The following is a 19,814-nucleotide window of genomic DNA, read 5'->3' as shown; positions in this document are numbered from 1 at the left end:
CGCTCCCTCCGCCTCCCCCGCGCTGGGCGGGGGCCCCCCCCCCCCCCCCCCCCCCCCCCCCGACTCATGCCGTCAGCCGATGCCTCGCCATCCCTCGGGGTCCACGCCGCCGGGCACTACGGAGCCCTCGTCGTACGGCTGACGAGTGAAGACGAAGGACCCCAGGTCCAGATGGCTCACGGATCCGTCGAGGCGTCGTACGGCCCGTAGAGACTCTCCCGCGTAGTAGCCCTCAAGGCCTGTCCATGTCCCGTCACCGTTCGTCCTGAACCGGGAGCGCCGCCCGTTGCCCGACAAGGGCTCCAGTGAGACCAGGCCGTCCGCCGTGAGGCGCAGGGCGAAGCCGCTGGTCCCCCAGAACCACTGCCCCACCAACTCCATCACCGACGGCTCGACTTCACGCACGGGACGCCAGGGCTCGGGGATCCGCGGCTCGGCCTCGGCGACGATCCGGACGAGATCGGCGGCCACCGTGAACGGCAACGGGCCGGAGGTGCAGTTGGCCAGGACGACGGCCGCCGCATCGTCCTCGACGCTGAAGGTGAGGCAGGCGAGAAAGCCCGGCAGCGATCCTGTGTGCCCCACCAGGAGCCGTCCGTGCGAGCGCCGTGTCTCCAACCCCAGGCCGTACGCGTATCCCGTCGCCACATCGGCGGGTTCGGGAGGAGCCGCCGGAGTTCGCATCTCCCGCAGGGACGCAGCGCTCAGCACACGGTCGTCGCCCCGGACCAGGAAGGCCGCGAACCGCGCCAGATCCCCTGTGGTGGACCAGAGCTGACCCGCCGAAGCCATCCGGCCGAGGTCCTCCGCCGGTTCGGACAGCAGGACATCGGCCCAGGGGTGGACCGCCCAGCCCTGCGCGTACGGCGCCTGCGGATGCACACCCGTGCGCCCCAGCCCCAGAGGTTCGAGCACCTCCCGGTGCAGGACCTCCTCCCACGAGGCTCCGCGCTTCTCCTCCACGAGCGCGCCCAACAGGCTGTATCCGGGATTGGAGTAGTGGAACCGCCGGCCGACCGGATGCACCAGCGGCTGCTCGCCCAGCACGTCCTGGAGCCGAGGACGCAGCGAACCCGGCGTCCGCTCCCACCAGGGCCCGGGGGACTCGGCAGCCAACCCTCCCGTGTGGGAGAGCAGTTCGGCGATGGTCGCCTCCCCGGCCCCGGTGCCGGGAAGGTGCTGCTCCAACCGGTCCCCGAGATCCACCAGCCCCTCGTCACGCAACCGCAGCACGAGGACCGCGGTGAAGGTCTTGGTGATCGAGCCGATCCGGTACTGCACGTCCTGGTCCGGAGCGACGCCCTCCCCGCCACCGCGCGAGCCGTGCCACACCGCTTGTCCACCGCGGACGACCACCGCCGCCACCGACGGCGCCCGCCCGTGGGACTGCGCGACGGCGATGCGGTGCAGCAGGGCCCGGCGCGTTGCGGGGAGCAGTTCTTCTCGCGATGTCGTCATGCCGACAGTGTGGGCCCCGGGAGTCTCAGGTCTGGGCCATGTCCACGAAGCGGGAGTAGTGGCCCTGGAAGGCGACCGTGATGGTGGCCGTGGGGCCGTTACGGTGCTTGCCGACGATGATGTCCGCCTCGCCCGCGCGCGGCGACTCCTTCTCGTACGCGTCCTCGCGATGCAGCAGGATCACCATGTCGGCGTCCTGCTCGATCGAGCCGGACTCACGCAGGTCGGAGACCATGGGCTTCTTGTCGGTGCGCTGCTCGGGGCCTCGGTTGAGCTGCGAGAGGGCGATCACCGGCAGCTCCAGCTCCTTGGCCAGCAGCTTCAGGTTTCGCGACATGTCCGAGACCTCCTGCTGCCGGCTCTCGGAACGCTTCGAGCCGGACTGCATGAGCTGCAGATAGTCGATGATGACCAGCTTCAGATCATTGCGCTGCTTCAGGCGCCGGCACTTGGCGCGGATCTCCATCATCGACAGGTTCGGCGAGTCGTCGATGTAGAGAGGGGCAGCGGACACATCCGGCATCCGGCGCGCGAGCCGGGTCCAGTCCTCGTCCGTCATCGTGCCGGACCGCATGTGGTGCAGGGCCACGCGGGCCTCGGCGGACAGCAGACGCATGGCGATCTCGTTGCGGCCCATTTCCAGGGAGAAGATGACGCTCGGCAGGTTGTTCTTGATGGACGCCGCCCGGGCGAAGTCCAGGGCGAGCGTCGACTTACCCATGGCGGGTCGAGCCGCGATGATGATCATCTGGCCGGGGTGCAGGCCGTTGGTGAGCTGGTCGAGATCGGTGAAGCCGGTCGGCACTCCCGTCATCTCGCCCGACCGCGAACCGATCGCCTCGATCTCGTCGAGAGCACCCTCCATGATCTCGCTGAGGGGCAGATAGTCCTCCGCCGTGCGCTGTTCGGTGACCGCGAAGATCTCCGCCTGGGCGGTGTTGACGATCTCGTCGATGTCGCCGTCGGCCGCGTACCCCATCTGCGTGATGCGCGTCCCGGCCTCGACCAGACGGCGCAGGACCGCGCGCTCGTGCACGATCTGGGCGTAGTACTCGGCGTTCGCCGCGGTCGGGACCGTCTGCACCAGAGTGTGCAGGTAGGAGGCGCCGCCGACCTTGGTGATCTCACCGCGCTTGGTCAGCTCGGCGCCGACGGTGATGGGGTCGGCCGGCTCGCCCTTCGCATAGAGGTCGAGGATCGCCTGGTAGATCGTCTCGTGTGCGGGCCGATAGAAGTCGTGGCCCTTGAGCACCTCGACGACATCGGCGATCGCGTCCTTGGACAGGAGCATGCCGCCGAGAACGGACTGCTCGGCGTCCAGATCCTGGGGAGGGACACGCTCGAAGGCGGCTCCCCCGCCGTCCCAGCCGCCACCGTCCTGGCCCCGGTCGTGCTGCTCGTCACGGCCTCGACCGCCCTCGCGGCCCTGGCGGGAAGCGGGCACACGATCGCCGGGACCGCTGTCGGCCCACGGATCGTCCAAGGGCTCGGAAATGCTCACCGGGCCGCCTCCTCCCGTCCGCCCGCGCGGACCTCGCCGCCCCCTCATTTCTAGGGCACGGCACTGACAACTCATGCGGCCCGGCTCCGGTTCGGACCCGTCGGTTTCGCGCGTTTTCCAGGGGCGGAGGGCAGAGCGGGCGCCGGACCACGGTAGGCCCCTCAGGGGCGTCAGCCAATCTGGTTATCCACAGGCCATGTGGACGAGCACCCCTATGCTGTGGACAACTCCCCGAAACCTGTGCACGACACGGTGGACAGCCCTGTGAACAAGCCCTCAGCCTCTCCGGGGAAACGCTCCTGACCAGCACCTTTACCATCCACTGGCTGTGCAGAAGAAAAACTTTTCCCCTCGGGTCAAGATCCCCTCGAAGGGTGCACAGCCCCACACCGGAACCCGACGAAAGTAAGGGTCGTAGAGGCTTTGCATCTCTTACCTGTGGACGGTTACATTGTTGGCCATGACACAGGCTCCCGCGAGGCCCCTCGCCCCCCGCCGCCGGTACGACCGGGAGATCGTGGCACTCGCCGTGCCCGCCTTCGCCGCACTCGTCGCGGAGCCGCTGTTCGTGATGGCCGACAGCGCCATCGTCGGCCATCTCGGCACCTCGCAGTTGGCAGGCCTCGGCGTCTCCTCGGCGTTGCTCACCACCGCCGTGAGCGTCTTCGTCTTCCTCGCCTACGCCACCACGGCCGCGGTCGCCCGACGGGTCGGAGCGGGCGATCTCCGAGCAGCCCTCCGCCAGGGCATGGACGGCATCTGGCTGGCCCTGATCCTCGGGGCGGCCGTGATCGCCGTGGCCCTGCCCACGGCCCCCGGCATCGTCCATCTCTTCGGCGTCTCGGAGACCGCCGCCCCGTATGCGACGACATATCTGCGAATCTCGGTGCTGGGCATACCCGCCATGCTGGTCGTGCTCGCCTCCACCGGTGTGCTGCGCGGGCTGCAGGACACGAGAACTCCTCTGTACGTGGCCGTCTCCGGTTTCATCGCGAACGCCGCCCTCAACGCGGGCCTGGTCTACGGCGCCGGCCTCGGGATCGCCGGATCCGCCTGGGGCACCGTCATCGCCCAGTGCGGCATGGCCGCCGTCTATCTGTACGTGGTCGTCCGGGGAGCCCGCCGCCACGACGCCTCTCTGCGACCCGACCTCGCGGGCATCCGTGCCTGCGCGCGAGCAGGTGTTCCTCTGCTGGTCCGCACGTTGTCCCTGAGAGCGATGCTGATGATCGCCACCGCCGTGGCCGCACGGCTCGGCGACGCGGAGATCGCCGCCCACCAGATCGTCCTCTCGCTGTGGAGTCTGCTCTCGTTCGCGCTTGATGCCATCGCCATCGCGGGGCAGGCCATCATCGGACGTTGTCTGGGTGCGGACGACCCGCAGGGCGCCCGGGACGCATGCCGTCGGATGCTGTGGTGGGGCGGCGTCGTCGGGGTGGCCCTCGGCCTTCTGGTCTGGGCGAGCCGTCCCCTGTTCCTCCCCCTGTTCAGCAGTGATACCGCCGTCCACCATGCGGCGCTGCCGGCCTTGGTGCTCGTCGCCGTCGCGCAGCCCGTCTGCGGGGCGGTCTTCGTGCTGGACGGTGTACTGATGGGTGCCGGAGACGGCGCCTATCTCGCCCGGGCGATGCTGCTGACCCTGGCGATCTACGCACCGGTGGCCCTGCTCATCCCCACGACGGGTGGCGGGCTCACCGCCGTGTGGGCGGCGATGACGCTGATGATGGCCGTGCGGCTGCTCACCCTGTGGCTGCGGGCCCGTTCGGGACGATGGCTCGTGACGGGAGCGACGCGCTGAGCAGCGCCCCGGGACGGCCACGTTTCACGTGAAACGCGAATGGGGCCGCACCCCGGAGGATGCGGCCCCACCTATCGCTTCAGAGAGCACGCTCTCAGCCGGCGACAACCTCGACGCTGACCTTGGCGGCCACCTCGGGGTGCAGACGCACGGACGTCTCGTGAGCGCCCAGGGTCTTGATCGGCGCGCCCAGCTCGATACGGCGCTTGTCGACCTCGGGGCCACCGGAAGCCTTGATCGCCGAAGCGACGTCGGCCGGGGTGACGGAGCCGAAGAGACGGCCGGCGTCGCCGGAACGGACCACGAGGCGGACCTTGACGCCCTCGAGCTGAGCCTTGACCTGGTTGGCCTGCTCGATGGTCTGGATCTCGTGGATCTTGCGAGCACGACGGATCTGCTCGACGTCCTTCGCGCCACCCTTGGTCCAGCGGATAGCGAACTTCCGCGGGATCAGGTAGTTGCGAGCGTAACCGTCCTTGACGTCGACGACCTCGCCGGCGGCACCGAGGCCAGAGACCTCGTGGGTGAGGATGATCTTCATTTGTCGGTCACCCTTCCCTTATCGCGCGGTGGACGTGTAGGGCAGCAGCGCCATCTCACGGCTGTTCTTGACGGCCGTGGCGACGTCACGCTGGTGCTGCGTGCAGTTGCCGGTCACGCGGCGGGCACGGATCTTGCCGCGGTCGGAAATGAACTTCCGCAGCATGTTCGTGTCCTTGTAGTCCACGTACGTGACCTTGTCCTTGCAGAATGCGCAGACCTTCTTCTTCGGCTTGCGCACAGGCGGCTTCGCCATGGTGTATCTCCTGTGTGATCAAGAAGTTTGGGGTACGGCCCCGCCCTTGACCCGGCCAGGTCCGAGGACCTGGCCGAAGGCCTAGAAGGGGGGCTCGTCCGAGTAGCCGCCGCCACCGCCGGAGCCACCGCCCCAGCCGCCACCGCCGCCGCCCTGCTGGCCGCCGGCGGGAGAGCCGGACGCCCACGGGTCGTCGGCGGGAGCGCCGCCGCCCTGCTGGCCGCCACCGGAGCCACCGCCCCAGCCGCCGCCACCCTGGCCGCCACCGCCGCCGTAGCCACCCTGGCCACCGCGACCTGCGGCCGCCTTGGTGACCTTGGCCGTGGCACTGCGCAGGCTCGCGCCGACCTCGTCGACATCGAGCTCGTAGACCGTGCGCTTGACGCCCTCACGGTCCTCATAGGACCGCTGCTTCAGCCGGCCCTGCACGATGACGCGCATGCCTCGCTGAAGCGACTCGGCGACGTTCTCCGCCGCCTGGCGCCAGACCGAGCAGGTCAGGAACAGGCTCTCGCCGTCCTTCCACTCGTTCGTCTGACGGTCGAAGGTGCGGGGAGTGGACGCGACGCGGAACTTCGCGACCGCCGCACCGGACGGGGTGAAGCGCAGCTCGGGGTCGTCGACAAGATTGCCGACGACCGTGATGACGGTCTCGCCTGCCATGGGGAACCTCTCGGCGGGTTTGCTGCTGGCTGCTTGCTGCTACTCGGATCCCGGGATCAGCTGAGCGGAGCTCAGTGGGTCTCGGGACGGAGGACCTTGGTCCGGAGGACCGACTCGTTCAGGTTCATCTGGCGGTCGAGCTCCTTGACGACCGCAGGCTCGGCCTGCAGGTCGATGACCGAGTAGACGCCCTCGGGCTTCTTCTTGATCTCGTACGAGAGACGACGACGGCCCCAGGTGTCGACCTTCTCGACCTTTCCGCCGCCATCACGGACGACAGAAAGGAAGTTCTCGATCAGCGGGGAGACAGCACGCTCCTCGAGATCGGGGTCGAGGATGACCATCACCTCGTAGTGACGCATGTGGAACCCACCTCCTCTGGACTCAGCGGCCACGGTCGTTCCGTGGCAGGAGGGTTGTGATGCGTACGCAACGGTATCGGCCGCCACCGACAATCGGAGCCGGTCGGCGGTTGACCCGGCTCAGCCTGGGCAGACACCGGTGCAGACGGTACAGAGTACCCGCACAGGTGCTTCCGGTTGAAATCCGGCCGCGGAGCCCCACAATCTGTACACATCGGGTGTGTATGGCGCTACGATGCGCCGCCTTCCGCAGGAGGTGCCCTATGGCACAGGTATTGCGACCCAACACCACCGGTTCCTTGTTCGCCACGGACGGCAAGGCCCATCCCCTCCAGGACACACTTCTCGTGGTGACCCTGGTCCTCGGGATCACGGCCTTCATCACGGGCTTCTTCGACAGCCTGCATCTGCTCAGCTCCTGGACCGGCCTGGTGGGGATCTTCACCGGCGCATACGGGCAGTTCATCTCCATCACCACCCGTGAGCGCTTCGGTCTGATCCTGGGCCTCGGTGCCTCGGCCGTCGGCTTCTTCCTCGGCATGGCCCACGGCGGTCTGTTCGGCGGGCTCATCGGTTCCTGACCCGCCGGGCGCCGGTCGGCCCGCGGGGCCGTCGGGCGACCCGAGGGGCCCGCGGGGTCCATACGGCCATTCGAGGCGCTCACAGGGCGCAGTAGGCTTCGCGCGAGAGCCGGAGCCCCTGAACCCATGGGGACACCCCAGCCCGAGGAGCGCCCCGAATGAGCCTGACCCTGAGGACGATCAGCCGCGAGCAGCATCTGGCGTACATCCAGAGCCTGCCGGTGGCGAGCCACATGCAGGTTCCGGCCTGGGCCGACGTCAAGGCCGAGTGGCGTTCGGAGAGCCTCGGCTGGTTCGACAGGACGGGCGAGCTGGTGGGCGTGGGACTGGTGCTCTACCGCCAGCTGCCCAAGGTCAAGCGCTACCTCGCCTACCTGCCCGAAGGTCCGGTCATCAACTGGTTCGCGCCGAACCTGGAGGACTGGATCAAGCCGATGCTGGCCCACCTCAAGCAGCAGGGCGCCTTCTCCGTGAAGATGGGCCCGCCGGTCATCATCCGGCGCTGGGAGGCGGGCTCCATCAAGCAGGGCATCCAGAACCCGGATGTGAAGCGCCTGCGCGACATCGAGGCCGACTTCATCGAGCCGCGCGCCTTCGAGGTGGCCGACAAGCTCCGCCGCATGGGCTGGCAGCAGGGGGAGGACGGCGGCGCCGGATTCGGTGACGTGCAGCCCCGCTACGTCTTCCAGGTGCCGCTGGCGGGCCGCTCCCTGGAAGAGGTCCACAAGAACCTCAACCAGCTGTGGCGCCGCAACATCAAGAAGGCCGAGAAAGCCGGCGTCGAGGTGGTCCAGGGCGGCTACCACGACCTCGAGGAATGGCAGCGGCTGTACGAGATCACGGCGGTGCGCGACCACTTCCGGCCCCGCCCGCTGTCGTACTTCCAGCGCATGTGGACGGCCCTCAACACCGAGGACCCCAACCGCATGCGGCTCTACTTCGCCCGGCACAACGGGGTGAACCTGTCGGCGGCGACGATGCTGGTCGTCGGCGGCCATGTCTGGTACTCCTACGGCGCCTCGGACAACATCGGGCGGGAGGTGCGGCCCTCGAACGCCATGCAGTGGCGGATGCTGCGCGACGCCTACGCCCTCGGAGCCACCGTCTACGACCTGCGCGGCATCTCCGACTCGCTGGACGAGACCGACCACCTCTTCGGACTGATCCAGTTCAAGGTGGGCACGGGCGGCCAGGCCGCCGAGTACCTCGGCGAGTGGGACTTCCCGCTCAACAAGCTGCTCCACAAGGCCCTCGACATCTACATGTCGCGTCGCTGACACAGGCGCCGCGACACCATTCCCTCACGGGCCTCTGAGCCATCTCTCAGGCCTTTGACACACGGCAGCAACGAGAAAGGTTCCGGGACCGGCCATGGCGCTCACGCTCTACGTCGACACCGTGCGCTGGCGGGCACACCACAAGCACGTGCAGGAGCAGTTCCCGGGGCTCGTCCCCGTCTGCAAGGGCAACGGCTACGGCTTCGGCCATGAACGCCTCGCGGAGGAGGCGACACGGCTGGGCTCGGATGTGCTGGCCGTCGGCACGACGTACGAAGCGGCGCGGATCAAGGACTGGTTCGGCGGCGACCTGCTGGTGCTGACACCCTTCCGGCGCGGCGAGGAGCCCGTGCCGCTGCCCGACCGCGTCATCCGCTCGGTGTCGTCGGTGGACGGCGTGTACGGGCTCGTGGGCGCGCGGGTGGTCGTCGAGGTGATGTCCTCGATGAAGCGGCACGGTGTCAGCGAGCAGGATCTGCCGCATCTGCACGCGGCCATCGAGAACGTCCGGCTCGAGGGCTTCGCCCTTCATCTGCCGCTCGACCGCACCGACGGCTCCGACGCCGTCGAGGAGGTCATCGGCTGGATGGACCGGCTGCGCGCCGCCCGGCTGCCGCTGCACACCATGTTCGTCAGCCACCTCAAGGCCGAGGAACTGGTCCGACTGCAGCAGCAGTTCCCACAGACACGCTTCCGCGCCCGTATCGGCACCCGGCTGTGGCTGGGCGACCACGAGGCGACCGAGTACCGCGGGGCGGTCCTGGACGTCACCCGCGTCGCCAAGGGCGAGCGCTTCGGCTACCGGCAGCAGAAGGCGGCCTCCGACGGCTTCCTGGTCGTCGTGGCGGGCGGAACGTCCCATGGCGTGGGTCTGGAGGCCCCCAAGGCCCTGCACGGCGTCATGCCTCGTGCCAAGGGCGTCGCCCGGGCCGGCCTCGCCACGGTGAACCGGAATCTCTCGCCCTTCGTCTGGGAGGGCAAGCAGCGCTGGTTCGCCGAGCCCCCGCACATGCAGGTCTCGATCCTGTTCGTCCCGGCGGACTCCACGGAGCCCAAGGTCGGCGACGAACTGGTGGCTCATCTTCGGCACACCACCACCCAGTTCGACCGGATCCTGGACCGCTGAGCGGGGCGCTCAGCGCCCAAAGGCCGTACACGGGCTCCGTGTACGGCCTTTGTCGTGAACTCCCGGCACACGGCCTCTCAGGGCGCGCCATCACGTGTGGGCTGCGCGCCCTGGCTGCCCCACTCCACGAACGGGCCGCCGGAGTGCACCGCGTGCCGCCGTGGACGGGCGGCCTCGCCGAGCACGAAGGCATCGGGTGCGCCGTCCAGCACGCCGCCCGACGGATCGTCGTCACCGGCCCGGCGCACCGGATCCCGGTCAGGCATGAAGATGTCGCGTACGACGACGGCGCACAGGTAGAGCGTTCCCAGCAGGTGGACCGCGATGGCGACCTGGTACCCGTCCGTCGGCAGCCCCTTGTGGGCGTCACCGCTGGTCGTGTACGCGAGGTACATCCAGATCCCGAGGAAGTAACCCACCTCGCAGGCCTGCCAGATCAGGAAGTCGCGCCAGCGGGGGCGGGCCAGCGCGGCGAGCGGGATCAGCCACAGCACGTACTGCGGCGAGTAGACCTTGTTGGTGAGGATGAACGCCGCGACGATCAGGAAGGCGAGTTGGGCGAAACGCGGGCGGCGCGGGGCCGTGAGTGTCATCGCGGCGACACCCGCGCAGACGACCAGCATCAGCACCAGCGCGCTGGCGTTGGCGGTGTCCGTGCTGATCTCGATGTTCTGCCACCGCGAGATGAACAGGAAGACGGAGCCGAAGTCGATGGCGCGCTGCTGGCTGAAGCTGTAGAACTTCGACCAACCCTCGGGGGCGAGGAGCATCACCGGCAGATTGACGACGAGCCAGGCGCCCACGGCACCGAGCAGCGCGGTCCCGTACTCACGCCACCTGCCCGCCCGCCAGCACAGCACGAAGAGCGGTCCGAGCACGAGGAACGGGTAGAACTTGGCGGCCGTGGCGAGACCGACCAGCAGGCCGAAGGCCAGCGGGCGGCTGCGCGACCACATCAGCATCGCGCCGGCCAGCAGAGCCACGGCGAGCAGGTCCCAGTTGATGGTGGCGGTCAGGGCGAAGGCGGGTGCGAGGGCCACCAGCAGACCGTCCCAGGGGCGCCGGCGGTGCGTCCGCGCGGTGCACACGGCGATGACGACGGCGCACACCATCAGCATCGCGGCGTTGACCATCCAGTACATCTGCTCCTGGGCCTGGAGGGAGGCGCCCTGCGTCGGCCACGAGGCGAGCTGCATGAACACACCGGTGAGCACCGGGTATTCGAGGTAGCTCATGTCGCCGGGGAGCTTGTCGAAGTAGGGCACGCGCCCGTCGGCGAACCCACGGGCCTGGTAGAGGTGCGGGATGTCCGAGTAGCACGCGTGGGTGTACTGCGAACTCGCGCCGAAGAACCAGCCGCTGTCGTAGCAGGGCACCTTCTGCACCATGCCGAGGGCGAACATGCCGATCGCGACGAGCGCCACCACACGCACGGGAGTCCACCAGGACGTCCCGAGCAGCGCATGCCGTCCGATGGGGCCGCCGATCAGCTCGCTACCGGCGGCGGCGACCTCGTCCTCCCTGGTCGGCCTGACCGTGTCCGGCTCGAGGGCCGTCGCGCCTGTCGTCTCTCCACTGGGCATGGGGCTCATCCTGCCGTATCCGTCTGAGAAAACGTCGGGGCCGTCACATCCGAGGATGTGACGGCCCCTGCCGGTCAAGGTTTCACGTGAAACTCACCGTTTCACGTGAAACACGTTCCGTGACGGCTATCCGGTACCTCCCGGGCCGCCGATGAAGCCACCGCCGTTCCCGTTGTTCCCGTTGTCCCCGGGCGGGGTGCTCCCGGTCGGTGTTCCGCCGGTGTCACCGGCGTTGGTGCCTCCGTTGTTGTTGCCCCCGTTGACCCCACCGTTGTCCGTGCAGTTCCAATCGAACCTGCCGCAGGTGTCGCTCGGCGTCGGCGACGGCGAGACGGGCGACTGACTGGGTGTGGGAGTCGGCGACGGGCTCTGCGTCACGGTCTGCGACGGCGTGGGGACCGCCGTCGGGCTCGGGGTGTCGTTGACGACCTCGCCGATGGGCTGAGGTGTCGGGAACGGCTCCGGGCTCTCGTTCGCGAGGGCCTGCGCCATGTAGTCGTGCCAGATCTCGGCGGGGAACGAGGCGCCGTGGATCTTCTTCTGGCCGCCCGTGCCGTACATCTGGAGGAAGGTGCGGTTCTTGTTCGCCCCGTTGTCGTCCATGCGGTACATCCCGATGGAGGTCGCCAGCTGCGGGGTGTACCCGACGAACCACGCGGACTTGTTGCCGTCCGTCGTACCGGTCTTGCCGGCCACCTGGCGTCCGGGCAGCTTCGCCGCGGTACCGGTTCCCGCGTCGACCACGGTCTTGAGCACATCGGTCACGTTGTCGGCGACCTGCGCGGTGAAGGCCTGCTTGGTCTGCTTGACGTGCTGGAAGACCGTCCCGTTCTGGTCGCTGACCTTCTGGACCGAGTACGGATCGTTCTGCTGGCCGCTGGCCGCGAAGGTCGCGTAGGCGCCGGCCATGCGGATCGCGCTCGGCGAGGAGGTGCCGATGGAGAACGAGGGATAGTCGGCACTGGCCAGGCTGGACTTCAGGAGGCCCGCGTCCAGGGCCGACTGCTTGACCTTGTCCAGGCCGACGTCCATGCCGAGCTGGACGTAGGCGGTGTTGACCGAGAACTGCATCGCCTGGCGGAGGTCGATCTTGTAGTCAGGAGCGTTGCCGACCGACTCGTTGCCGTCGTTGGTCTGCAGCCACTCCTCACCCTTCTCGTTCTTCCAGGGGACCTTGTTGTACTCCTCGATCTTCAGCTTGTTCTGGCCGCTGTACAGGCTCTTCGGGGAGACGACGGTGCGCTCGTCCTGGGCCTGCTCCGGTCCAAGGCTCTTATTGCGCACGCCCCACTTCATCGCGGCCGCCAGCACCAGGGGCTTGAACGTCGAACCCACCTGCGCACCGGTCGCGTCGGCGTTGTCGGTGAAGTGCTTGGTCGCGTCCTCACCGCCGTAGATCGCCTTGATGGCACCCGAGCCGGGATCCACGGACGCGCCGCCGAACTGGACGTGGGTGTCCGTCCTGGGGCGCTCCTTGGGCTTGATGTTGGCCTGCTGGACCTTCTTGACCGCGCTCTCCAGCTGACCGACCTTCTTCTTGTCGAAGGTCGTGTAGATCTGCAGACCGCCCGTCTGCAGCTTCTGCTGGGTGATGCGTGTCTGAGCGCTGTGGGTGATCAGGTAGCTGTTGGCGAGGTCCACCAGGTAGCCGACCTGGCCGCCCAGCCGGGCGTTCGACCGCGGGTTCTGGGCATGGGGCAGGGTCGTGTACTTGGCCCGCTCCGAGGCGCTGAGGTGGCCGTACTGGACCATCTTGTCGAGGGTGTCCTGCATCTGCCGCTTGGCCCGGCGCGCGTTGGCGTCGGGGGTGGCGGCCGGGTCGATGGAGGTCGCGCCCGCGGGGTCGTAGTACGTGGCGCCCTTCAGTGTCGCGGCCAGAAAGGCGCACTCACCCGGGTTCAGCTTGATGGCGGGCTTGTTGAAGTAGGCGTGCGCGGCGGCCTCGATGCCGTAGGCGTTCCGCCCGTAGTAGGCGGAGTTCAGGTAGCCGGCCAGGATTTCGTCCTTGTTGACCGTGGCGCCCACCTTGATGGAGATGAAGATCTCCTTGAACTTCCGGGAGACGGTCTGCGACTGGTCGTCCAGCCTCGCGTTCTTCACGTACTGCTGGGTGATGGTGGAGCCACCCTGGGTCTGACCGCCCGTGGCCATGTTGAAGAAGGCGCGCGCGATGCCCTTGGGGTCGATGCCGCTGTCGGTGTAGAAGGTCTTGTTCTCCTGGGAGATCACGGCGTAGCGCATCGCCTGGGGGATCTGGGAGAGATTGACGATCTGGCGGTTCGTCTCACCGCCCGTGGCGACCATCTGGCTGCCGTCGGACCAGTAGTAGACGTTGTTCTGCGCCTTCGCGGTCTTGGCGATGTCCGGGACGGACACCATCGCGTAGCCGACACCGGCGACCGCCACCAGACTCCCGATGAAGCCGATGAACAGTCCGGAGACCAGCTTCCACGACGGCACCCACCGTGCGGCGCCGTACTTGCCGGCCCGCGGGTAGTCGATCAGACGCTTCTTCCCGGGAGTGGATGTCCGCCCCCTGCCGCGCCCCGGCCCGTTCGGGCCTCCGGGACCGCGTCCGGGGCCGTCGGGTGCTCTGCGCCGACCGCCCCCACTTCTCTGTGTCGCCCGCCGTGCCTCCGTGCGGCTGCCGTACGGACGTTCTTCACCCTCCGCTCCATAGGAGTCGGAAGGAGACCCGGTGGCGCCTCGCGGTGCCGCACGGCGGCCGGGAGACTCCGACTGACCGCGTCGGGCCGCGGCACGTCCGCCTCCCTGCGGCTGCGGCGGTTTGCGACGGTGCTCGCTCATCGAACGATTACTCCTCGGGCAGGCGCATCCTGGCGCGCCTGGAAACGGCGGCTGGTGTCCGGTCCCCCCAAAGTACGGATGCGGTCGTTCGTGCATTCACCCGTACTGCACCGAGGACGAGGACGTTCCCAGGCGCCCCTCGGTTCCCGGCGATGTGCATGCCGCACAGACTACGCACCGCCAAAACCTGCCTGACACCGAACTTCACCCCAAAAAGTGCAACTCGACACGCAGGAATCCCCGATGTGACCCCGTTCACCATGCCCCCTCTTGTCGCATCCCGGGGAGCGTTCTATCGTTCTGATGTATCGAGTCGATACATCAGCTTGAGATAAAGGCCGTGCGGACACGACAGCGACAGGGAGGAGGCGCACATGAGCCGGCGTTCCGGCATCCTTGAGTTCGCCGTCCTCGGCCTGCTCCGCGAGTCCCCGATGCACGGCTATGAGCTGCGCAAACGGCTCAATACATCACTGGGTGTATTCCGCGCGTTCAGCTACGGGACGCTCTACCCGTGCCTCAAGACGCTGGTCGCCAACGGCTGGTTGACAGAGGAGTCGGGTGGCACCCCCGAGGAGGCCCTCGCCGCTCCGCTCACGGGGCGCCGCGCCAAGATCGTCTACCGGTTGACGGCGCAAGGTAAGGAGCACTTCGAGGAACTGCTCTCGCAGACGGGTCCCGACGCATACGAGGACGAGCACTTCGCCGCTCGTTTCGCCTTCTTCGGACAGACGTCCCGCGACGTGCGCATGCGCGTCCTCGAGGGCCGCCGCAGCCGACTGGAGGAGCGCCTGGAAAAGATGCGTGCCTCACTGGCACGCACCCGGGAGCGCCTCGACGACTACACCCTGGAGCTCCAGCGCCACGGGATGGAGTCCGTGGAGCGCGAAGTGCGCTGGCTGAACGAGCTCATCGAGAGCGAGCGGGCAGGACGGGACCTCAAGGGCCCCGCCGCCGGCGGCTCCTCTCACCACAGCACATCAGGAGAGACGGGCGGCCTGCCCCGGCACCGGGACAGCACCCGGCCGGATCCGTCCGACGACACCACCACGTGAGGTCCAGTCGGGGCTTCACCTCGTACAAACAGGGAGCAACCGGAATGGGTTCGGTTCGCGTAGCCATCGTCGGCGTGGGCAACTGCGCCGCATCGCTGGTGCAGGGCGTCGAGTACTACAAGGACGCCGACCCGGCGTCCAAGGTCCCGGGCCTGATGCACGTCCAGTTCGGCGACTACCACGTCCGTGACGTGGAGTTCGTCGCCGCGTTCGACGTGGACGCCAAGAAGGTCGGCCTCGACCTGGCGGACGCCATCGGCGCCTCGGAGAACAACACCATCAAGATCTGCGACGTCCCGTCCACGGGTGTGACGGTCCAGCGCGGCCACACGCACGACGGTCTCGGCAAGTACTACCGAGCCACCATCGAGGAGTCCACCGAGGCCCCGGTCGACATCGTCCAGGTCCTCAAGGACAAGCAGGTCGACGTCCTCGTCTGCTACCTGCCCGTCGGCTCCGAGGCCGCGGCGAAGTTCTACGCCCAGTGCGCCATCGACGCCAAGGTCGCCTTCGTCAACGCCCTCCCGGTCTTCATCGCCGGCACCAAGGAGTGGGCCGACAAGTTCACCGAGGCGGGCGTCCCGATCGTCGGTGACGACATCAAGTCGCAGGTGGGCGCGACCATCACGCACCGCGTCATGGCGAAGCTGTTCGAGGACCGGGGCGTCATCCTGGACCGCACCATGCAGCTGAACGTCGGCGGCAACATGGACTTCAAGAACATGCTCGAGCGGGAGCGCCTGGAGTCCAAGAAGATCTCCAAGACGCAGGCCGTCACCTCCCAGATCCCCGACCGGGACCTCGGTGAGAAGAACGTCCACATCGGCCCGTCCGACTACGTGGCCTGGCTCGACGACCGCAAGTGGGCGTACGTCCGCCTCGAGGGCCGTGCCTTCGGTGACGTCCCGCTGAACCTGGAGTACAAGCTGGAGGTCTGGGACTCCCCGAACTCCGCGGGTGTCATCATCGACGCGGTCCGCGCCGCGAAGATCGCCAAGGACCGCGGAATCGGCGGCCCCATCCTGTCGGCGTCCTCGTACTTCATGAAGTCCCCGCCGGTCCAGTACTTCGACGACGAGGCCCGCGAGAACGTCGAGAAGTTCATCAAGGGCGAGGTCGAGCGCTAGGACCGCCCCGAGCGGCGAGCCCGCCGCCCTTCGTGAGTCCCCGGGCCATGTGCCCGGGGACTCATGTATGTGAGGCTGTGCCCATGCCCGTCGTGCGTGACCTGAGCGTCCTGCTGCGCTTCAGGAACTTCAGACGCCTGCTCGGCATCCGCCTGCTGTCCCAGGCAGCCGACGGCGTCTATCAGGTCGCGCTCGCCGCCTACGTGGTCTTCTCCCCGGAGAAGCAGGCCTCGGCCGCGGCGATCGCCTCCGCGATGGCCGCGCTCCTTCTGCCGTACTCCCTGGTCGGCCCCTTCGCCGGGGCCCTGCTGGACCGCTGGAGGCGCCGCCAGGTCTTCTTGTACGGAAACCTGTCGCGGGCCCTGCTGGCCTGTGTGACCGCCGCTCTGATGCTGGGGCACGCACCCGGCCGGCTCTTCTTCGCCTCGGCGCTGTGTGTCACGGCCGTCAACCGCTTCGTCCTCGCGGGCCTGTCCGCCGCGCTGCCCCGGGTGGTCGACGGCGAACGCCTGGTGATGGCCAACTCCCTCACCCCGACCGCCGGCACCCTGGCCGCCACCGCGGGCGGTCTGCTGGCCTTCGCCGTCCGCCTGGTGGTCGCGGACTCCGACGCCGCGGTGGCGCTGCTCGGCGCGACTCTGTACCTCGGCGCGGCCCTGACATCACTGAGCCTGGCACCCGAACTGCTGGGCCCCGACCGGCGGACGGCCTCTCCCCGGCTGGGAGCGGCTCTCGCCGGCACATTCCGGGACATGGTCGCGGGGGTGCGGCATCTCCTGACGCCACCGCGCCGGGAGGCCGCCCGGGCACTGGCCGCGATGACGCTGATGCGGTTCTGCTACGGCGCTCTGCTGGTGCTGCTGCTGATGCTGTGCCGCTCCACCCTGTCCTCGGGTTCGGACCAGGGACTCGCCCTGCTGGGGCTGGCGTTGGGCATGTCCGGAGCCGGGTTCTTCGCGGCTGCCGTACTGACCCCGTGGGCGGTGGGACGGCTCGGTCCCGGTGGCTGGATCGCCCTGTGCGCCGCGTCGGCCGCGGTACTGGAACCCGCGCTCGGCCTCCCGTTCGCCACCGTTCCTCTGCTGGCCGCCGCCTTCGTCCTGGGCCTCACCACGCAGGGCGCCAAGATCTCCACCGACACGATCGTCCAGAACACGGTGGAGGACGGTTTCCGCGGGCGGGTCTTCTCCGTCTACGACGTGCTCTTCAACGTCGCGTTCGTCGGTGCCGCGGCGGTCGCGGCGCTGATGCTGCCCCCTGACGGACGGTCCGTGGTGCTGGTGGTCACCGTCGCCTGCGTCTACTCGGCGGTTGCCCTCACTATGTACCGCTTTCGACGTCGGTAAGTGTCACATCAAAGCTACAGAGGCCTCCCAGGCTTCTGCGTTGTCAGCGGCTACCGATACCTTACGTGCGTCTTACGTCGCGCCACATGCGCCTCTTACGTCCCGAGGGGGGACCTCCACAGTGACCACTCCGCCGTCCCAGGGCCAGAACCCTTACGCTCAGCCGCCCACCGCGCCCCTGGGTCAGCAGCCCGGCCAGCCTGGAGTCCCGCCGCAGCAGTTCGGACAGGCCGGCATTCCGCCCCAGCAGTTCGGACAGCCCGGTGTTCCGCCGCAGGGCTTCGGTCAGCCCGGTGTTCCGCCGCAGGGCGGCGCTCCCTACGCGCCGTTCCCCAACCAGGGTGGCCCCGCCCCCGCCCCGGTGCCGCCGCAGAAGAAGAGCAAGAAGGCGCTGCGCGTCATCGGCAGCATCCTTGTCGTCGCCATCGTCCTGGTCGTGAAGTTCGGCATAGGTTTCGGCCTGCGCTGGTGGGCGGACGAGACCGACGCGGAAACCACCTCGGTGGGCTCGTGCATGCACAACGACGGCACGGAATCCAACGCGGACCTCAAGGAAGTCGACTGCTCCTCCAGCCAGGCGCAGTACAAGGTCGTCGAGAAGTTCGACGACACCAGCGACGACAGCAAGTGCCAGAACGTCCCTGACGCCACGATCTCCTACTACCAGTTGGAGGCCACCCACAAGGTGGTGCTCTGCCTGAAGGAGAACAAGTAGCGCGTCGGGCACTGAGCCCACGCCGACACACACACGACGAAGGGGCGATGTTTCACGTGAAACATCGCCCCCTCTTCTTCACCCCGGGGTCATGTTTCACGTGAAACATGACCCCGCTGTGCTGCCTCAGCCCTGGTCGGCCCACCACACCTTGAGTGCCGACACCGCCGCGTCACGGTCCATGGGCCCGTGTTCCAGACGCAGCTCCAACAGGTGCTTGTACGCCTTGCCGACGACCGGCCCGGGGCCGACGCCCAGAACATCCATGATGTCGTTGCCGTCCAGATCAGGGCGGATGGCGTCGAGCTCCTCCTGCTCCTGGAGCTGAGCGATGCGGTCCTCCAAGCCGTCGTAGGCACGGGACAGCGCGACGGCCTTCCGCTTGTTGCGGGTCGTGCAGTCGGACCGGGTCAGCTTGTGCAGCCGATCCAGAAGCGGGCCCGCGTCGCGGACATAGCGGCGCACCGCGGAGTCCGTCCATTCACCGGTTCCATAGCCATGGAAACGCAGGTGGAGCTCGACCAGGTGCGAGACGTCCTTCACCAGATCGTTGGAGTACTTGAGCGCGGCCATCCGCTTCTTGGTCATCTTGGCGCCGACCACCTCGTGGTGGTGGAAGGAGACCCTGCCGTCCTTCTCGAACCGCCGTGTCCGCGGCTTGCCGATGTCGTGCAGCAGCGCGGCAAGGCGGAGTGTGAGATCGGGCCCCTCCTTCTCCAGCCCCATCGCCTGCTCCAGCACGATCAGCGTGTGGTCGTAGACGTCCTTGTGCCGGTGGTGCTCGTCACGTTCCAGCCTCAGCGCCGGAAGCTCGGGCAGAACACGGTCGGCGAGCCCGGACTCGACCAGCAGCGTCAGACCCTTGCGCGGGCACTCGGAGAGGATCAGCTTGTTCAGCTCGTCCCGCACCCGCTCGGCGGACACGATCTCGATGCGCCCCGCCATGTCCTTCATGGCCGCGACGACCTCGGGAGCCACCTCGAAGTCCAGCTGAGCCGAGAATCGGGCCGCCCTCATCATCCGCAGGGGATCGTCCGAGAACGATTCCTCGGGGGTACCGGGGGTACGCAGGACCTTGGCCGCAAGGTCGTCGAGCCCACCGTACGGGTCGATGAACTCCTTCTCGGGCAGGGCCACGGCCATCGCGTTCACCGTGAAATCGCGCCGGACGAGATCGTCCTCGATGGAGTCGCCGTACGACACCTCGGGCTTGCGGGAGGTCCGGTCGTAGGACTCGGACCGGTAGGTCGTGACCTCGATCTGGAAGCGCTGCACAGCGTCCCCGACGCGGGCGTCCTTCTGCGCTCCGACCGTGCCGAAGGCGATACCGACATCCCAGGTGGCGTCCGCCCACGGCCTCACGATCTTCAGTACGTCCTCGGGACGCGCGTCGGTCGTGAAGTCCAGGTCGTTGCCGAGCCGCCCCAGAAGGGCATCCCGCACCGAACCTCCGACCAGGGCGAGGGAGAATCCGGCCTCGCGGAAGCGGCGGGCAAGGTCGTCGGCGACAGGGGACACCCGCAGCAGTTCACTCACCGCGCGGCGCTGCACCTGACTCAGGGGGCTGGCATTGTCTTCGTTGGCGTTCGGCACAGCAGAAAAGGGTACGTGGCGCGCG

At 68.1% G+C, this 19,814-nt stretch carries 17 protein-coding genes; 8 read left to right on the top strand and 9 right to left on the bottom strand.

The window, feature by feature from the left end:
* Window positions 1–72 precede the first annotated feature (72 nt).
* Both AB0C59_RS26765 and dnaB read right to left on the bottom strand, forming a co-directional pair.
* Window positions 73–1,458, bottom strand: coding sequence for a serine hydrolase domain-containing protein (locus AB0C59_RS26765; RefSeq protein ID WP_363008889.1), 1,386 nt, complete (start codon window positions 1,456–1,458; stop codon window positions 73–75).
* A 25-nt stretch (window positions 1,459–1,483) separates the two neighbouring features.
* On the bottom strand, window positions 1,484–2,959 hold the full coding sequence (gene dnaB / locus AB0C59_RS26760; RefSeq protein WP_363008887.1) for a replicative DNA helicase: 1,476 nt from the start codon (window positions 2,957–2,959) through the stop codon (window positions 1,484–1,486).
* 460 nt (window positions 2,960–3,419) lie between these two features.
* On the opposite strand from dnaB, the gene AB0C59_RS26755 reads away from it, so the two are divergent.
* Window positions 3,420–4,757 (top strand): MATE family efflux transporter, encoded by a 1,338-nt coding sequence (locus AB0C59_RS26755; protein ID WP_363008885.1) that lies wholly within the window; start codon window positions 3,420–3,422, stop codon window positions 4,755–4,757.
* A 94-nt stretch (window positions 4,758–4,851) separates the two neighbouring features.
* On the opposite strand, the gene rplI is transcribed toward AB0C59_RS26755, so the two are convergent.
* The 4 genes from rplI to rpsF all read right to left on the bottom strand — a co-directional run bounded on the left by rplI (window position 4,852) and on the right by rpsF (window position 6,578).
* On the bottom strand, window positions 4,852–5,298 hold the full coding sequence (gene rplI / locus AB0C59_RS26750) for a 50S ribosomal protein L9 (RefSeq protein WP_363008883.1): 447 nt from the start codon (window positions 5,296–5,298) through the stop codon (window positions 4,852–4,854).
* Between the two features lie 18 nt (window positions 5,299–5,316).
* Window positions 5,317–5,553, bottom strand: a complete 237-nt coding sequence (gene rpsR / locus AB0C59_RS26745) for a 30S ribosomal protein S18 (protein WP_003949403.1) — start codon at window positions 5,551–5,553, stop codon at window positions 5,317–5,319.
* Between the two features lie 81 nt (window positions 5,554–5,634).
* Complete coding sequence (locus AB0C59_RS26740) at window positions 5,635–6,216, bottom strand: single-stranded DNA-binding protein (RefSeq protein WP_363008881.1); 582 nt, start codon at window positions 6,214–6,216, stop codon at window positions 5,635–5,637.
* A 71-nt stretch (window positions 6,217–6,287) separates the two neighbouring features.
* Window positions 6,288–6,578, bottom strand: a complete 291-nt coding sequence (gene rpsF, locus AB0C59_RS26735) for a 30S ribosomal protein S6 (protein ID WP_030180853.1) — start codon at window positions 6,576–6,578, stop codon at window positions 6,288–6,290.
* Window positions 6,579–6,841: 263 nt separating this feature from the next.
* Between rpsF and AB0C59_RS26730 the strand changes: the two genes are divergently transcribed.
* The 3 genes from AB0C59_RS26730 (at window position 6,842) to AB0C59_RS26720 (ending at window position 9,562) form a co-directional block, all read left to right on the top strand.
* Window positions 6,842–7,159 (top strand): hypothetical protein, encoded by a 318-nt coding sequence (locus tag AB0C59_RS26730; RefSeq protein WP_363008879.1) that lies wholly within the window; start codon window positions 6,842–6,844, stop codon window positions 7,157–7,159.
* 158 nt (window positions 7,160–7,317) lie between these two features.
* Window positions 7,318–8,436: a peptidoglycan bridge formation glycyltransferase FemX gene (femX, locus tag AB0C59_RS26725; protein ID WP_363008877.1), complete on the top strand. Its 1,119-nt coding sequence runs from the start codon at window positions 7,318–7,320 to the stop codon at window positions 8,434–8,436.
* Between the two features lie 94 nt (window positions 8,437–8,530).
* Window positions 8,531–9,562, top strand: a complete 1,032-nt coding sequence (locus AB0C59_RS26720) for an alanine racemase (RefSeq protein WP_363008875.1) — start codon at window positions 8,531–8,533, stop codon at window positions 9,560–9,562.
* A 77-nt stretch (window positions 9,563–9,639) separates the two neighbouring features.
* Here the strand turns inward: AB0C59_RS26720 and AB0C59_RS26715 are convergent, their stop codons facing one another.
* Window positions 9,640–11,154 carry a glycosyltransferase 87 family protein gene (locus AB0C59_RS26715; protein WP_363008873.1) on the bottom strand — a complete coding sequence of 505 codons (1,515 nt, stop codon included), beginning with the start codon at window positions 11,152–11,154 and terminating at the stop codon, window positions 9,640–9,642.
* 117 nt (window positions 11,155–11,271) lie between these two features.
* Window positions 11,272–13,953, bottom strand: a complete 2,682-nt coding sequence (locus tag AB0C59_RS26710) for a transglycosylase domain-containing protein (protein WP_363008871.1) — start codon at window positions 13,951–13,953, stop codon at window positions 11,272–11,274.
* A gap of 374 nt (window positions 13,954–14,327) precedes the next feature.
* Here AB0C59_RS26710 and AB0C59_RS26705 point away from each other — a divergent pair, with 374 nt between their 5' ends.
* From AB0C59_RS26705 to AB0C59_RS26690, 4 genes are all read left to right on the top strand, one after another.
* A complete protein-coding gene (locus tag AB0C59_RS26705; protein WP_363008869.1) occupies window positions 14,328–15,008 on the top strand; it encodes a helix-turn-helix transcriptional regulator in 681 nt (226 codons plus the stop codon).
* A 44-nt stretch (window positions 15,009–15,052) separates the two neighbouring features.
* Entirely contained in the window at window positions 15,053–16,135 is a 1,083-nt protein-coding gene (locus tag AB0C59_RS26700; protein ID WP_363008867.1) for an inositol-3-phosphate synthase, read from the top strand.
* Between the two features lie 83 nt (window positions 16,136–16,218).
* On the top strand, window positions 16,219–17,481 hold the full coding sequence (locus AB0C59_RS26695; protein ID WP_363008865.1) for an MFS transporter: 1,263 nt from the start codon (window positions 16,219–16,221) through the stop codon (window positions 17,479–17,481).
* A 121-nt stretch (window positions 17,482–17,602) separates the two neighbouring features.
* Window positions 17,603–18,196: a hypothetical protein gene (locus AB0C59_RS26690; RefSeq protein WP_363008863.1), complete on the top strand. Its 594-nt coding sequence runs from the start codon at window positions 17,603–17,605 to the stop codon at window positions 18,194–18,196.
* A 126-nt stretch (window positions 18,197–18,322) separates the two neighbouring features.
* On the opposite strand, the gene AB0C59_RS26685 is transcribed toward AB0C59_RS26690, so the two are convergent.
* Window positions 18,323–19,789, bottom strand: a complete 1,467-nt coding sequence (locus AB0C59_RS26685; RefSeq protein ID WP_363008861.1) for a CCA tRNA nucleotidyltransferase — start codon at window positions 19,787–19,789, stop codon at window positions 18,323–18,325.
* Window positions 19,790–19,814: the final 25 nt, after the last annotated feature.

This window comes from Streptomyces sp. NPDC048664 (assembly GCF_040650555.1).
In the GTDB taxonomy this organism is placed as follows: Bacteria; Actinomycetota; Actinomycetes; order Streptomycetales; family Streptomycetaceae; genus Streptomyces.
Note: the sequence above shows the minus strand (reverse complement) of the source record. Positions and strands in the feature narration are given on the sequence as shown.